The following is a 14,867-nucleotide window of genomic DNA, read 5'->3' on the forward strand; positions in this document are numbered from 1 at the left end:
CGGACTCGAAAGAGTCCGCCCTTTTGTTTTGCTAAGGCTTAGAAGCTGCCAGATAATCCGCCTCAATACGAGAAGCTTTCGCCTTTCTAAGCAAATGTTGAGCGAAGACTAAAAGTTCTAATGCTACTTCTTGGTCGTCGATCCAATTGAATTCATGAGTGACTGGATTACGAATGCCGAGCATCGCGCCAGAATACAGTCGTTGATAACCCATTTGCTCATCCTGCTCCGACTTGCTCACCCGGTCTGTCCATGCAAGAAGTGGAGAATTTGGACTGAACGCACGATCCATTAGTGATGTGCCAGTCAAGGATTGTTTGCACTTTTCACCAATAAACTTATCTACAGCTTTGTACGCTTCCTGTACTGATAAAGAATAGTGACCTGAAGCAAATAGGTCGCGAGATACAGCTTCTATTTCAGGCTCGGTGACCGTAATTGCAAACACATTATTCGATCCAGAATCGTCACTTGTTGAAGACGGAAGTACCAACATTCTCGGCGCAGGTAACGCCAGAACTGATCTGGCCAGTCCCACCTCAATGATGTACTCCTGAAATCTCTTTAACGAATCAACTATTCGGCTTGTCATACAGGTAACGCCTCATCGCAGAAAAAATCGACTCAATCTGTTCTGTACTTGCATCAGCGCTAATGTGTATTTGCACATTCACGTTTAACGGAATCGTGTCTGGCATGCCCTTTCCGCGACTCGATGTTCTCGACAATTCGGTTGTGGATGGCAACTGATTGGCCTTCGTTTTTGGGACGAGTTTGGTGATGCGTTTCCTAGAGTCGGTTGCGGAAGATTCCTCGCTTGAATTACGCGTTGCTGATCCGCGAGAGGGCGGCGCTTCATTCGGATTACTTGTTCCTAACAGAAAATATGTAGCCGCTCTGTTTCTTGCTGAACCTTCTCCGAGCCCTTCCTGTTGAAACCAATTTACGGCTTTCTGACGATCACCTTCGCCATAAGGTGCCACATGACGAAGCCCCTCAGGGTACACAGCATCCATCAATTCACCTATAGCCGCGTTATAAGAGCTGTCGAGTCTCCATTTATTTGCAAGGGGAGTGGCTTTATTGTCCTCGTTTAGAATACCGGCGGATTGGAGTTCAGATATATATTGCTTCGCAGCAACCTCCTGGACTCCAAGCTGAACACTCAAAAATCGCTCATTTACGGTTGCATTCGGCGTCTTATTAAGAATGGCACGAACCCCCCACCAAACAGTGCCAGGTATTTGAGGAAATCGAACTTTCTCAGCCATTAGTAGCCTTTCGAAAAACTCTAATTTGAAGGAACAAAAGGATGTTAGCAGACAGCTGATCCCTTAGGTGGCAGGAGGATGGCATTCTCGTTTCGTGGCTGGTGGGTCACCCTCAATTGGGTGCCCAACCCTTCGCGCATTTGGGAAGGGTGAGACTGTAATTATTTGTCCGCGAGCGCGCGATCCTACGTTGTCTTATCCCGATACTTCGCTCAGAGTGACAAGTCAGTGTCCCATTTCATCAGCAGACGCCAACAACGCCTTCAAATCCAGCGGTCGTGTAAACATCGCCAGTTCGCCATCTGCACTTCTCGGCCACTCTTCACGCGGACGATCCCAATACAACTCCACCCCATTCCCATCCGGATCGCGCAGATACAGCGCCTCGCTCACACCATGGTCCGCTGCGCCATCGAGAGGGACGCCAGCCTTCATCAGCCGCTGCAAAGCATCCGCCAGCGCAGCCTGCGTCGGATACACAATTGCCAGATGATAAAGCCCCGTTGTACCCGGTGCCGGAGCAGCCCCGCCTGCGCTCTCCCATGTATTCAGTCCGATGTGATGGTGATATCCGCCTGCAGAGATAAACGCGGCAGAGTTGCCGAATCGCTGCGTCAGCTCAAACCCAAGCACACCGCAATAAAACTTCAGCGACCGTTCCAGATCGGCCACTTTCAGATGGACATGCCCAATCCGCGTTCCTGCATGAATACTGGCTTCGCTCATGTTCTTTAGATGATTGCTCCGTCGCAAGGAACCGAAGAATAGCTCGCAACTCCGCGCCGAAATCTACAGGGCCTATTCGCGCTGACGAAACGCAGCTACCTTATTGCGCGTGCCGCACGTAGCCATGCTGCACCATCGGCGACTGTGAGCGCGAGTGCCGTCGTAGAACCAGAGAACGCAGTCGGTACCCTCGCAGTGTTTAACCTTCTCCATATCTCCGTTTACCAGCAGCTCGGCGGCAGACTCCGACAGCGGTCCTAATACCTCCATAAGGCTCGCTGGATTCCATTGCCGTTCGAGACGAAGACTCCCATCGCTCTCGGAGAGCAGCTTCAGATGACTGTGAGCACTGGAGAGAAAGATATTCATGACGTCGCAGTTAGAGTTTCCTTCTTTGCGACTCGCTACTGAGTTGCGAATGGACAAGCGCAGAGCACGTGCAAGCTCTAATAGCTCATTCCGCTCATACTTCACGGTAATCTTTCTCGCAGGCCAGCCTGCGCGGGCGAGCCAGCGCAGAACAGCATCGTCGCTCTCAAGAAAATCAACGAGCTCGCCATTGATACGAGCCTCCGTATTGAGAAAATCCAGCGCCGGGTGATCGGCCAGCATGAGAAATTCTTTCCCCTTGGGTTCAATATTCTTTGGCATGCTCGTCAAAACTCCTCAAATTTTTATGTAACCAGTGTAACTTTGTTTTACCGGTTACATCATATTGAATGTAACCGGTAAAATGTCGTTTTAGTGGTTACATGGGCCGATTATCCACCTCAAGGAGCGCCTTAATGAACCGCCGCACCTTCCTCGCGCAAGCCGCTGCTTTTGCCACTGCAGCCCCCGCATCTTTTGCGCAATCTTACCCTCGTAAAACCATGAAAGGAAAAGACATGAGCTCCAATATTCCCCTCACAACAATTCACCGTGTCCAAGCCGATGGCGTCAACGTCTTCTATCGCGAAGCAGGCCCCGCCGACGCCCCTATCGTATTGTTATTACACGGCTTCCCCACATCTTCCTTCCAATATCGCGAGCTGATCCCGCGCCTCGCCGACAAGTACCGAGTCATCGCCCCCGACCTCCCCGGCTTCGGCTTCACCGAAATTCCCGCTAACCGCAACTATAAGTATAACTTCGACTCGCTCGCCAAGACAGTTGAAGCATTTACCGAAGCGCTCGGCCTGAAACGCTATGCGCTCTATATCTTTGATTATGGGGCACCTACCGGCCTTCGCCTTGCCATGGCGCACCCTGAACGAGTCACAGCGATCATCTCGCAGAACGGCAACGCCTACGAAGATGGCCTGGGCGATGCGTGGGCTCCTATCCGGAGATACTGGAGCAGTCCTACCCCGGAAAATCGTGAGGCATTGCGCGAGGTTCTTAGCCTTGAAGGCATTCGCTTTCAGTACACGCACGGCACGCCCGATCCTGCGGCGATTGCGCCTGAGGGTTATACGCTCGATACGGCTTTGATAAGTCGTCCTGGCAACGCGGACATTCAACTGGACCTCTTTCTCGACTATGCAAATAATGTGAAGCTCTATCCGGCTTTTCAGGAGTACTTCCGCAAGTCGCAGCCGCCGCTGCTGGCGGTCTGGGGTAAGAACGATCCTTTCTTTATTCCGCCGGGGGCAGAGGCTTTCAAGCGTGATATTCCGAATGCGACGGTACAGTTTCTGGACACGGGCCACTTTGCTTTGGAGAGTCATGTTGAGGAGATCTCTGTAGCTATGCGGCAGTTTCTTGCTAAGGTTGCGGTTTAAGTCGCAGCTTCCTTTAAGCGTGGTGCATTAGTGACGATCAGATTTTGGAGTCTGATCGCATGAAGGGTGCGGCAATTGAAACCCATGTCCCAGAAACGGGACATGGGACACCCGCTTATTGTTTGATTGGGTTGATATGGATGGGTTTTTGTTGGGGTTCGAAGCTTGAGTTTGACATTGATTGCTCCATTCCACTAAAACGATTTATTCCCCGAATCGCAATGGAAGGCTAAATTAAAACCATGCAATTGCTGCCGAGCGCTTTGCGCACAAGAAAGACTCTTCCCATTTGGTGCACTGTTCTTTGTCTGCTGACGCTGGTTGGAGCCAGAACCGAAGCGCAGGAGAAGGTGGTGCTGAGTCGTGGCGACGCGACGGTGATGCTGGAGCCTTATGCGCCAAATATTGTGCGCGTCACTTTGAGCTTGAATAAAGCTGACGCTGTCAGCGCTCCGGGCTATGGCATTACGGCCAGCCCTTCTGCTGCGGGTTGGTCGCAGGAGAGCGGCACGAGCGGCGATGTCTTTAAGTCTGATCGCATGGTGGTGACGGTTGGTAAGAGCGGTCATTGGACTCCTACCGGGACGGCTGCCGATATTGCGAAGTTTTTTAATGGCTCGACGCCTGGGGTGGGGATTTCGTTCAAGACGCCGGATGGTAAGCCGATTTTGAGCATGCAGGGATGGCAGATGTCGGTGCCGAACCATAAGGATGGTAATGCGGATATTCTTTACGATCGGCGACCGACGGACCATGAATTTTTTCAGGTAGGGGCTTCGTTCCATTCGCCCAAGGACGAGCATTACTACGGGCTGGGTCAGAACCAGGAAGGATATATGGACCGGCGCGGGCACGTTGTTCGCTGTGCGCACGATTACAACGCGCCTGCGGGGCAGAGCGTTTGTGTTCCTTTTGTGGTTACAAATTATGGCTATGGGTTGATGTGGGACAATCCTTCGCGGACGACGGTGGCGTTCGGCTTCAACGACCAGACGCGCTGGACCTCGGATGTGGGGCAGCGGGTTTCGTTTTTTGTGATCGCGGGCAAGACGTATGACGAGATCTATGAGGGGTACAGGCTGCTGACGGGTTCGACGCCGATGCTGCCTAAGTCGGCCTATGGCTATATCCAGTGCAAGCAGCGGTACACGTCGCAGCAAGAGGTGCTGGATGTGGCGAAGGGATATCGCGAGCGGCATCTGCCTGCGGATGTGATGGTGATCGACTGGTTCTATTACACAAAGATGGGCCAGATGGATATGGACCCGGCGAAGTGGCCTGATCCGACGGCGATGAATCGTGAGCTACACCAGATGGGATTTCACAGCATGATCAGCATATGGCCGCGTTTCGTTCCAGGGTCGCGATTCTACGACATGATTTTGAAGAACGGATGGTTCGAGCATCTGGCGGATGGAACGCCTACGAATGGATTGCCCTATGATCGTGCGGGGTCGGACATTGATACGACGAATCCGGATGCGGCGAAGTGGTATTGGGACACGGTTCGCGACAACTTTGTGAGCAAGGGCTTCGATGCGTTCTGGGCGGATGAGACGGAGCCGGACCTGCCGCCGAATGGAAGCTACTTCCATGTTGGGCCGGGAACGGAGTACTTCAACGTCTATCCGCTGTTTCATACGGCTGCGTTTTATAACGGGTTTCGTCAAGACCTGAAATCGCGGGCGTTGATTCTTTCGCGTGATGCTTATCTGGGAGCGCAGCATAATGGTGCGATCTTCTGGTCTTCGGATATCTCGCCGAACTGGGACACGTTGAAGCGGCAGGTACCTACGGGAATTAATTTTGTGGCTTCGGGTATGCCTTACTGGAGCACGGACATTGGTGGTTGGCAGTACCTGCCGGGTTCGCATACGCCGGAGCATCCTCCGCTGCTCGATCCTTCGGATGCGCGGGACAATGTGGGCCACTATGACGACTATCCTGAGCTTTATACGCGGTGGTTTGAGTATGGAGCGTTTCAGCCGAACTTCCGTAGCCATGGCAGCCGTAACCACAACGAGGTCTGGTCATATGGCAAGCAGGCGGAGCCGATACTGGAGAAGTATCTGCGGCTCCGCTATGAGCTGATGCCTTATATCTACTCGCTGGGTTATATGACGCATGAGACGGGCGCGCCGTTTATGCGCGGGTTGTTCATGGACTTTTCGAACGACGAGAAGGTCGCGAACATTGGCGATGAGTACATGTTTGGACCGGCGTTTCTGGTGGCTCCAGTGACGGAGCAGGGAGCGACGACGCGCTCGGTCTATCTGCCTGCGGGAACGGACTGGTATAACTTCTGGACCAATGAGCGGCTGCATGGCGGACAGCGCGTGACGGTGGCTGCGCCGATCGATACGCTGCCGCTGTTTGTGCGGGCGGGCTCGATTGTGCCGCTGGGTGAAGCCGTGGAGAGCACGAACGAAGTGCAGAAGATCGCGAAGGTTCGTGTGTATCCGGGTGCGGATGGCGACTTCAACCTATACAGCGACGATGGAACGACCTATGACTATGAGAAGGGCAAGGATGAGATTGCTCATCTGCATTGGTCGGATGCTAGCAGCAAGCTGAGTTCGACGGGTGCGAAGGCGTGGACGAAACCGGATGCGGAGATTGTTGAGGTGGTAGGGAAGTAGTTGGTTGCTGCTATTTCGTTACAGGCTTCTTAGTGCTTCGCAGGCGCGGTCGAGGGCTTCGGGTTTTTTGCCGAAGCAGAAGCGGAGAGTGTTTTCGCCTCGGCCTTCGGCGAAGAAAGCGGTTCCGGCTACGGCGGCTACACCGGTGGCGGCGAGCAGGTTGCGTGCTTTCTTCTGCGCGGTGTCGCCGGGAAGGCGGCTGACGTCGGCGAGGATGTAGTAGGCTCCGGCGGGGATGGATGGCGGGAGTCCGGCGTCGGTGAGTGCCTGGCAGAGCTGGTCGCGTTTTTGTTGGTACTCGGTGGAGAGGCTTTCGTAGAAGGATTCGGAGAGCTGGGTGAGTCCGGCGACGCTACCGTATTGCAGGGGCGCGGGGCTGCAGACGTAGGTGAGGTCGTGAAAGTAACCGATGGAGGGTATCCACTTTGCGCTGGCGGTGAGGTAGCCGACGCGCCAGCCGGTGATGCTGAAGGTTTTGGAGAGACCGGAGATGGTGATGGTGCGCTCGGCCATGCCCGGCAGGGTTGCGATGCTGATGTGACGAGCGCCGTCGAAGAGGAAGTACTCGTAGATCTCGTCGGTGATGACGAAGAGATCGTGTTCGATGGCGAGATCGGCAACGGCTTGTAGTTCGGCTGCGCTGAAGACTTTGCCGGACGGGTTGGATGGCGTGTTGAGGATGATGGCGCGAGTGCGCGGCGTGATGCTTTGGCGGAGGGTGTCGAGATTGAGCTGCCAGTCTGGCGGTGCGAGCGGGACGATGACGGGTTTCACGCGCATGGAGAGCAGGCCGCTGACGTGATAGCCGTAGAAGGGCTCGAAGAGGATGACCTCGTCGCCGGGATTGAGGAGAGCGAGGCTGGCGGCGTAGAGGGCTCCGGTTGCGCCGGAGGTGACGAGGATCTCGGAGTCGGGGTCGGCTGCGATTTTGTTATGGCGCAGGAGTTTTGCGGCGATGGCCTGGCGCAGAGGGGCGATGCCGTCGAGGCGCGTGTAGATGTTCTGGCCGGTACGAATGGCTTCGATGGCCTGATCGGCTACGGAGTCGGGAAGGTCGGTATCGCAGATGCCTTGCGCGAGGTTGATGCCACCGACGCGGTCGCACTCGACGGACATGGAGCGGATTTCGGACTGGAAGATGAGAGGGGAGATCTGGCTGACGCGGAGATTGGATGTGGTCGATGGCATGGACGTTTGCAGGATACTGCAAATGGCCGCTGGTGGGTATCTTCAAAATATTGTTGGTGAAAAGAGCAAGCCCAGCTTTTGGCTGGGCCTGTTTTATTTAGTAACGCTTCAGCAGTGGATCGGGTGCGGGCCCTTGGCGTCCGTGCAGAAGCCAGTCGAGACGGCTCTTGATGTCTTCATCTTTGGCTTCGCCCATGATGCGGCCGATGATCTCGCCTTGCTGATCGATGATGAGTGTGGCAGGGAGCACGTTGCCTAGTCCGGCGCGCTCGAGCATGTCGAGGTCTCCGCCGACCCAGACATCCAGATCAATATTCTGGGCTTTGAGGAAGGGTTCGATCTTGGCTCTGTTCTTGGGCTCGTCGACTGAGATTGCTATAAAGCGAACGCTGTTGGCAGAGTATTCGTCTTTCAGCTTCGCGAGCCGCGGCATCTCTTCTCTGCAAGGGCCGCACCATGTAGCCCAGAAGTTGATGACGGCTATCGAGCCGCGTAGAGAGGCAATTTTTTCGGTTGTGCCTGAAAGATTTTTAGCTTCGAGGTTGGGAGCGCGTTTAGCGTATGCCGTAGCCACCAGGCAGCAGAGCATTATTGAGGCGATGGTTATGAGTTTATGTTTATGCATCATGTGGCTTCTCTTCGTGGTTGTCCCTGCCGCGTTGCGGCAGGGATTGATTGTGATTGAGAGCGTTTAGAAGCGATGGGTTACGCTGGCGAGCCAGACATACTGCGCAAAGGCCGCATCGCCGTGCGATCCATATACAGAATCGGGATAGCTGACGGTGCGATCGCGCCGTACGGCCTTATAGATACTTGCGGTGAGGATGTTTGAACCACGCACATACTGCGCGCCGGGGCCAAACGTCACGGCGTATCCCGGGCGGCGAAAGCCTGCGTTGCTATTGGGAAAGAGATTTTTTGCCGGGACGCCTTCATCGCGCGGCCCAAGCATAATGCCAAGTCCCTTTACGCGGCTCACGGGAAACAGGAGTCCCGCTTCCATCAGATATTGATCCGATATCGCAACGTAGTTGTTCAATGGGGTTGTTGTGCTGCTCGAACGCTGTACGCCGTTGGTTCCACCCTGCGTTGCGATGTAGTCGCCGTCGGTGTAGAAGGTGAGCGAAGAGCCGATCTTTCTGTATCCCATCCATTGCATCACCATCCCCCAGCCGCCGCTGCCTGGCTGAATGGAGTAATCGACGGGCGCTGTAGTTTCGACGACTGGACCGACGCCGGTGGTATTACTGTTCACCGTATTTTGCACGTCGTCGTTGCCGGTTGGCATCATGACTCCGATGCCGCCGGAGAGATTGCCGCGATGCGGCGTGGTCGGCTTCCATATCCAGCCGTTGACACCGAGGATGGTGTCACCCAGTCCGGTTGCGGAGTACTTGATGGGCGAGCTTTGGCTCTTGCGCGTTGCGAACAGCCAGGGGGCATCGATCTCGACGCTGATGCGTGGGCTGATCTGGTAGGTCAGATTGGCTGTGACCAGATTGATCCTGTTCTCGACCTGTGTCTTTGCCTGTGCGCGATACTCCTGATACACATCGCCGACGTAGTGCTGGTAGGAGAACTGATGACGCTCGCCGATGGTGATCTCGAAGTGGCCGGGTTGAAGAACGCCGCCTTCACCGGTCGGCAACCCCGACTGTTCCGGCGAGCGTGCGAGAATGCAACCCTGTGACCATGCATGGGTTGTCAACAGCGGAGTGATGAGAATCGCAATTCCTAATGCTAAAGAGACTCTTAATGTCTTCTGTTTGGTTTTTCTGTCCTTGCGATCGCAGGTATGCTTTTGCTTAGCTTGTTTCAAGGTGTTTCGCCTCCATCATCTTTCAAATCAGTTGCAACAACAGAGGGCGCCGATGACAGGTGCGATGGCACACCACAGCTCATGTTTTGGGACACGCTTGTTTTCTGTTGGAACTGTTCGGACGAGTATAGGAACTCTGTCGAGCAAACACATCGAGACAAAGTCGTACCTTTAACTCATCCTATGGATGGAGAGAGCAGGCTGCGCGGGCCTGTCTCCGCAGATGCGAAGGCGGGCCCGCGCGAGGGTGATTAATCGGCAGCCATCACGATGGCTTTGTTGTCTGGGAGTGCGCGACCGCCTGCGCCGACCCATGTCTTCATCCATTGGCGAGAGACGACACGCAACAGGATGAGGATAAGGAACGCCATTGTGGCATAGGCGATGAAGCCAGTGGAGTAGGAGCCGGTGTGTTGTTTGGACTGACCGAGGAGGTTGGGCAGGATGCCGCCACCGAGCGCGCCGACCTCTCCGATCATGCCTCCGGCAACTGCCGTGGTGAGTGGCCAGCGAAGAGGAACGAGTTGGAAGGTAGCTCCGTTGCCCGCGCCGAGAGCGGCGAAGCAGAGCATGAAGAGCAGCGTGGTGATGAGCAGCGAGGGCGACGCGATGAGGCCGAAGAGTCCGGCGATAACGATGAGGAAGACGACAGAGAGTGTGGTGATTCCGCCGATGCGGTCGGCGAACCAGCCGCCCAGGACGCGGGTTGCACTGCCTGTGAGCGTGGCGAGGACGGTGAGGCTTCCGGCCTGAATTTTAGTTACGTGAAATTGCTTGACGAAGAATGATGGCAGGAATGTGGCGAGGCCGATGAAGCCGCCGAAGGTGATGATGTAGACGAGATTGAAGGCCCAGCCGTCTTTTTCCCAGAGGCACTTGAGATGGTCGCTGAGACTCTGGTGCTCGATGTCTGGTGGCTCTTTGGCGAAGACGATCATGACGATGAGGGGGAGCAGCATCATCGCCGCGGCGAAGCCGTAGACGTGCTGCCAGCCGTAGTGGGTGGCGAGGCGCGGAGCGAAGAGTGCGGCCACGGCGGTGCCGCTGTTGCCTGCTCCGGCGATGCCCATAGCGAGACCTTTGTATTGCTTGGGGAACCAGCCTGAGCCCAGCGATAGCGCAACGCCGAAGCTGGCTCCGGCGATGCCGAGCAGGACGCCCATGGCGAGGACGTCGTGGAAGGTCTTGACGAAGAAGAAGCCGTAGAGAAGGGCGATGACGATGGCCGACATCTCGATGATGGCTGCGTTTTTTCTGCCGATGTATTGCGAGACGACGCCGAGCGGAAAGCGCATGAAGGCTCCGGCGAGCGTGGGGACGGAGACCATGAGGCCGACCTGGCCCTGGGAGAGATGGAACTGCTCGGAGATGAAGGGGCCCATGGCTCCGTTGAGAACCCAGACGGCGAAGCTGAAGTCGAAGTAGAGGAAGGCCGCGAGGAGAGTTGGTGGATGTCCGGACTTCATGAATGTTTTTAGATTTGCCATGGATAGCTCCCCTGAAGAGATGAGTGTGAGTGATTCAATTGGTCATCTGGTGCGAGGTGAACGTCGGGGTTCAACCGTGGTGTTGGTTTTGCATTCGGCGGCTTGGCCGAGATTTTTACTTCAGTGTTTTGAAAAACTTTTCTACCCGGACAGCGCACTGCTTAAAGTTGGGTTCGCGCGAGATGGGATCGAAGGCGCCGAGGGTAACGAGGTTGGAGTTGGACTCCGCGAAGTGGAAGGGCATGAAGACCTGGCCGGGTGCGACGATGCCGGTGATGCGCAGTTCAACGTTGCGGACAGTGCTGCGGCGCGAGACGACGTTGACGCGATCGTGTGGGCGGAGTTCAAGCTTGGCCGCGTCGACGGGGTTCATCTCAAGCCATGCGTTGGGAACCATGGTGTTGAGCATCTCTACTTCGGCGGTCTTGGTGCGGGTGTGCCAGTGTTCGACGGTGCGGCCGGTGTTGAAGATGAGGTTGTACTCTTCGTTGGGCTGCTCGACGAAGGGTAAGCAAGGAACGCTATAGAGTTGGGCTTTGCCGGTGGCGGTGGGGAAGATGCCGTCGGCGTAGAGGCGCTCGCCGCCCCACTGTGCGCCGCCTTCGTCTTCTAACTGCTGCCATGTGAATTTGCTGTAGTCGCACATGCGGCCTTCGGAGACTCGCTGCCATTCTTTGAAGGCGTCGTGAGTTGATGTCCAGCCGGGGAAGAGCTCTTCTTTCACGCCGAGCTTTTCGGCGAGGGCTATGAAGATGTCGAAGTCGGTGCGGGCGAGGCCGGGAGGTGTGACGACGGGATTGACTTTGCTGACGCGGCGTTCGGAGTTGGTGTAAGTGCCTTCTTTTTCTCCCCAGATGGCGGCAGGTAGAACGAGGTGTGCGAACTCGCTGGTGGGTGTGGGGTGGAAGCCGTCTTGCACGACGAGGAAGTCGACGCTCTCGAGGGCTTGCTTGAGGAGAGGATAGTTGGGAAAAGAGACGGCGGGGTTGGTGGCGATGAACCAGAGGGCTTTGACTTTTCCAGCGACGGCGGCTTCGATGATGTCAGGATAGGCAAGGCCGCGTGATGTGGGGATGCGGGTGGCGTCGATGTTCCAGATGCCGGCGAGCTCTTCGCGGTCGTGTGCCTTCTCGAATTTGCGGTAGCCCGGAAGGGCCGAGGTGAAGCTGCTCTCGCGGCTGCCCATGGCGTTGCATTGGCCGGTGATGGAGAAGGGTGCGGCTCCGGCGCGACCGATGTTGCCTGTGATGAGCGCGAGGTTGTTGATGGCGGTGACGGTGGCTGCGCCTTGCGTGGAGTGGTTGACGCCCATGGTCCAGCCGATGAAGGCGGCTTTTGCTTTGCCGTAGAGGTGAGCGGTGCTGAGGATGCTTTCTTCGCTGAGGCCGGTGACTTCGGCGACGTGTTGCGGCGTGAAGTCGGCGACGAAGGCGGTGAGTTCTTCGAAGCCTGTGGTGTGCTGGTCGATGTAGTCGCGGTTGATGAGGCCGTCGCGGATGAGAATGTGTGCGATGCCGTTGAGGAGAGCGATGTCGCCGCGTGGCTTGATGGGGAGATGAATGTCGGCCATCATGGCGGTTTTTGTGACGCGTGGGTCGACGACGATGACGGTGGAGTTGGCGTTGCGTTGGCGATTGCGTTCGAGGCGCTGGCAGAGGATGGGGTGGTTGTCGGCGATGTTGGCGCCGATGAGCAGGATGAGGTCGGCGGTCTCCATGTCGGCGTAGGAACCGGGTGGGCCGTCGCTGCCGAAGGTGAGCTTGTAACCGGAGACGGCGGAGGCCATGCAGAGTGTGGTGTTGCCATCGTAGTTGCGGCTGCCGAAGCCTAGCTGCACGAGCTTGCCGAGAGTGTAGAACTCTTCGGTGACGAGCTGGCCGGTGCTGATGACGCCGAGGGAGTCGTTGCCGTATTTCTGCTGGACGGCGGAGATCTTTTCGATCATGACGGTGAGAGCTTCTTCCCAGGAGACGGGAACGAGCTTGCCGTCTTTGCGCAGGAGCGGCTGTTTGGCGCGGCCGGGGGCGTCGAGGATGTGGTGCTCGCTAAGGCCCTTGGGGCAGAGCTTGCCGCAGTTGACGGGGTGATCGGGATTGCCGCGGACGGTGACGGCTTTATTGTCGCGAACACCGACGACGATGCCGCAGCCGACAGAGCAGTAGCCGCAGGTGGTTTTGATCCACTTGTCGGCGACGCGACTGGAGGAGATGTGGCCGACGCGTGGGTCGCGCTGGAAGGTGTACTTGGATTGGAGGGTGTCGATGCCGAGGGCTCGGCGGATTCGCTTCAACATTAGTGTGAGCCTCCGCGAGTGAAGGTGAGCGCCATGTTGAGCGGAACGACGGAGACGAAGAAGAGGTAGCGGGCGATGAGGACCGCGGCGAAGGTAGCGACGGTAGCGAAGACGAAGGCTCCGCAGAAGGAGAGAACGCTTGCGGCTGCGGCGAGAGCGAAGGTGACGATGACCGCAGAGCGAAAATTTTGCGTGCCGAGGAGTTCGGCGGTGGCTCGCTCCTCAAAGAGTCTGGAGCGGTTGAGGCGGATGAGGCGGATGGCGTGGTTGGTCATCCACGGAATCGCTGCGATAGCTGTGAGCCACGCGGGAAAGGTATTGATGGTTTGCAGGTGGAGTGGATGCAGTAGCGAAATGCGGTTGAGAGTTTTAATGATCCAGTTAAGTGTGACTGGAAGCGTTGTACCAATGAGCAGGCTGCTGAGGATAAAGTCGATGGGCGTATGAATCATGTTCCACGCGGGACGTGCGGGAACGAGATAGATGAAGGCACTGGCGATGGTGCCTGCGACGCCGAAGAGGACGGCTGTCCAGCCGATGGCTGTGAGTAATTGTGTGGCAAACAGGAACGTTTGTATGTGCTGCAACAATGAGCTGTGCAGGATCGCTGCGATGGATGGCGTGAACAGCCATGTGGTGAAGGTGAAGGTTGCAATCGCGCCGAAGAAGAGGCCGAAGAGGAGGACCTCGCGGCTGAGCCAGGAGCGGTGCCACATCTTTAGCGCTCGCCATGCGTAGGCGGGACGGCCGAGGTGGAAGACGGAGATGTTGAGCGCGATGCTGGTGATGGCGAGCAGGATGGTGAGCAGCATCGGTTGCGCTGCCCGGAAGAGCAGAGCAAAGATGAGCGAACCGGTGACGGACTGAATGAGCGTCGTCATAAAGACGAGCGAGAGATGAGCGTGTTCAGGCTGGATGCGGCCAATGTCGACGCGCTCGAGCTTTGCTGTGGTGTCAGGTGGGAGCGTGATGCGCGTGGTGGAGATGGTGTGTCCGGCAGCGGGCATGCCGGGAGATTCGGCGGCAGCATAATCGATGCGCCATGCTGTGGTGTCGACGATCTCGATCTCGATGGCGGCTTCGGGGCAGGAGTTGACGCAAGCTGGTTCGCGTCCGTCGGTGAGACGACCGTGGCACATGTCGCATTTGCCTACGACGCCACGCTCCGGATTGAACTGCGGCACGGAGTAAGGGCAGTTCCACACGCAGTATTGGCAGCCGATGCAGGCCGTCGCGGAGTGAAGGACGATGCCGGTGACGGGATCCTTCGTATAGGCCTCGACCGGGCAGCCTTTGATGCACTCGGCGTTGAGGCAGTGGTTGCAGCCCATCGAGAGATAGTGGCGATGCGTGTCGGGGTAGGTGCCGCCCTCGATCTCGCCGATGCGGCGCCAGCGAATGTCGGCGGGGTTGCCGTTCTGCTCGTTGCAGGCGATCTCGCAGGAGCGGCAGCCGATGCACTTGGTCATGTCGAAGTGGAAGCGGTATTGTTCTCCGGCTTCGAGCGCGCGTGTGGGGATGAGCGATGTGACAACGGTTGCCGAGGAAGCCGCTGGTATGGAGGGCTGGCCGAGGTCGGCGAAGGTCATGCGCACGATGGATTCGGCGGTGGCGGACTCTGCGAGTTCTTGTAGTGGTAGAGACACGGATGCCCTCCTTTCATAAGGTGGTGATGGGGCGA

Annotated in this window: 12 protein-coding genes; 2 read left to right on the forward strand and 10 right to left on the reverse strand. The window is 56.7% G+C overall.

The window, feature by feature from the left end:
- Positions 1–31: 31 nt before the first annotated feature.
- The 4 genes from IEW09_RS11915 to IEW09_RS11930 all read right to left on the reverse strand — a co-directional run bounded on the left by IEW09_RS11915 (position 32) and on the right by IEW09_RS11930 (position 2,648).
- Positions 32–538, reverse strand: coding sequence for a TIGR02391 family protein (locus IEW09_RS11915; RefSeq protein ID WP_188554461.1), 507 nt, complete (start codon positions 536–538; stop codon positions 32–34).
- Between the two features lie 34 nt (positions 539–572).
- Positions 573–1,271 carry a DUF5343 domain-containing protein gene (locus IEW09_RS11920; RefSeq protein ID WP_188554462.1) on the reverse strand — a complete coding sequence of 233 codons (699 nt, stop codon included), beginning with the start codon at positions 1,269–1,271 and terminating at the stop codon, positions 573–575.
- Between the two features lie 225 nt (positions 1,272–1,496).
- A complete protein-coding gene (locus tag IEW09_RS11925; protein WP_188554463.1) occupies positions 1,497–1,997 on the reverse strand; it encodes a VOC family protein in 501 nt (166 codons plus the stop codon).
- Positions 1,998–2,069: 72 nt separating this feature from the next.
- Complete coding sequence (locus tag IEW09_RS11930) at positions 2,070–2,648, reverse strand: CGNR zinc finger domain-containing protein (protein ID WP_188554464.1); 579 nt, start codon at positions 2,646–2,648, stop codon at positions 2,070–2,072.
- Positions 2,649–2,884: 236 nt separating this feature from the next.
- Between IEW09_RS11930 and IEW09_RS11935 the strand changes: the two genes are divergently transcribed.
- Positions 2,885–3,760, forward strand: coding sequence for an alpha/beta fold hydrolase (locus IEW09_RS11935; RefSeq protein ID WP_188554465.1), 876 nt, complete (start codon positions 2,885–2,887; stop codon positions 3,758–3,760).
- A 380-nt stretch (positions 3,761–4,140) separates the two neighbouring features.
- Positions 4,141–6,399: a glycoside hydrolase family 31 protein gene (locus IEW09_RS11940; protein ID WP_229739388.1), complete on the forward strand. Its 2,259-nt coding sequence runs from the start codon at positions 4,141–4,143 to the stop codon at positions 6,397–6,399.
- A gap of 18 nt (positions 6,400–6,417) precedes the next feature.
- Here the strand turns inward: IEW09_RS11940 and IEW09_RS11945 are convergent, their stop codons facing one another.
- The 6 genes from IEW09_RS11945 to IEW09_RS11970 all read right to left on the reverse strand — a co-directional run bounded on the left by IEW09_RS11945 (position 6,418) and on the right by IEW09_RS11970 (position 14,832).
- Positions 6,418–7,587: a pyridoxal phosphate-dependent aminotransferase gene (locus IEW09_RS11945; RefSeq protein WP_188554467.1), complete on the reverse strand. Its 1,170-nt coding sequence runs from the start codon at positions 7,585–7,587 to the stop codon at positions 6,418–6,420.
- Positions 7,588–7,684: 97 nt separating this feature from the next.
- Positions 7,685–8,215: a TlpA family protein disulfide reductase gene (locus IEW09_RS11950; protein WP_229739268.1), complete on the reverse strand. Its 531-nt coding sequence runs from the start codon at positions 8,213–8,215 to the stop codon at positions 7,685–7,687.
- 63 nt (positions 8,216–8,278) lie between these two features.
- The gene (locus tag IEW09_RS11955; protein ID WP_188554468.1) at positions 8,279–9,406 is read right to left on the reverse strand and encodes a transporter family protein; all 1,128 of its coding nucleotides are present in this window, start codon (positions 9,404–9,406) and stop codon (positions 8,279–8,281) included.
- 251 nt (positions 9,407–9,657) lie between these two features.
- A complete protein-coding gene (locus IEW09_RS11960) occupies positions 9,658–10,893 on the reverse strand; it encodes a nitrate/nitrite transporter (protein ID WP_188554469.1) in 1,236 nt (411 codons plus the stop codon).
- A 115-nt stretch (positions 10,894–11,008) separates the two neighbouring features.
- Positions 11,009–13,186, reverse strand: a complete 2,178-nt coding sequence (locus tag IEW09_RS11965; protein WP_188554470.1) for a molybdopterin oxidoreductase family protein — start codon at positions 13,184–13,186, stop codon at positions 11,009–11,011.
- Positions 13,186–14,832, reverse strand: coding sequence for a DmsC/YnfH family molybdoenzyme membrane anchor subunit (locus IEW09_RS11970; RefSeq protein ID WP_188554471.1), 1,647 nt, complete (start codon positions 14,830–14,832; stop codon positions 13,186–13,188). Before IEW09_RS11970 ends, IEW09_RS11965 begins: the two co-directional genes overlap by 1 nt.
- Positions 14,833–14,867 lie beyond the last annotated feature (35 nt).

Source organism: Edaphobacter dinghuensis (genome assembly GCF_014640335.1).
Taxonomy (GTDB): Bacteria; Acidobacteriota; Terriglobia; order Terriglobales; family Acidobacteriaceae; genus Edaphobacter; species Edaphobacter dinghuensis.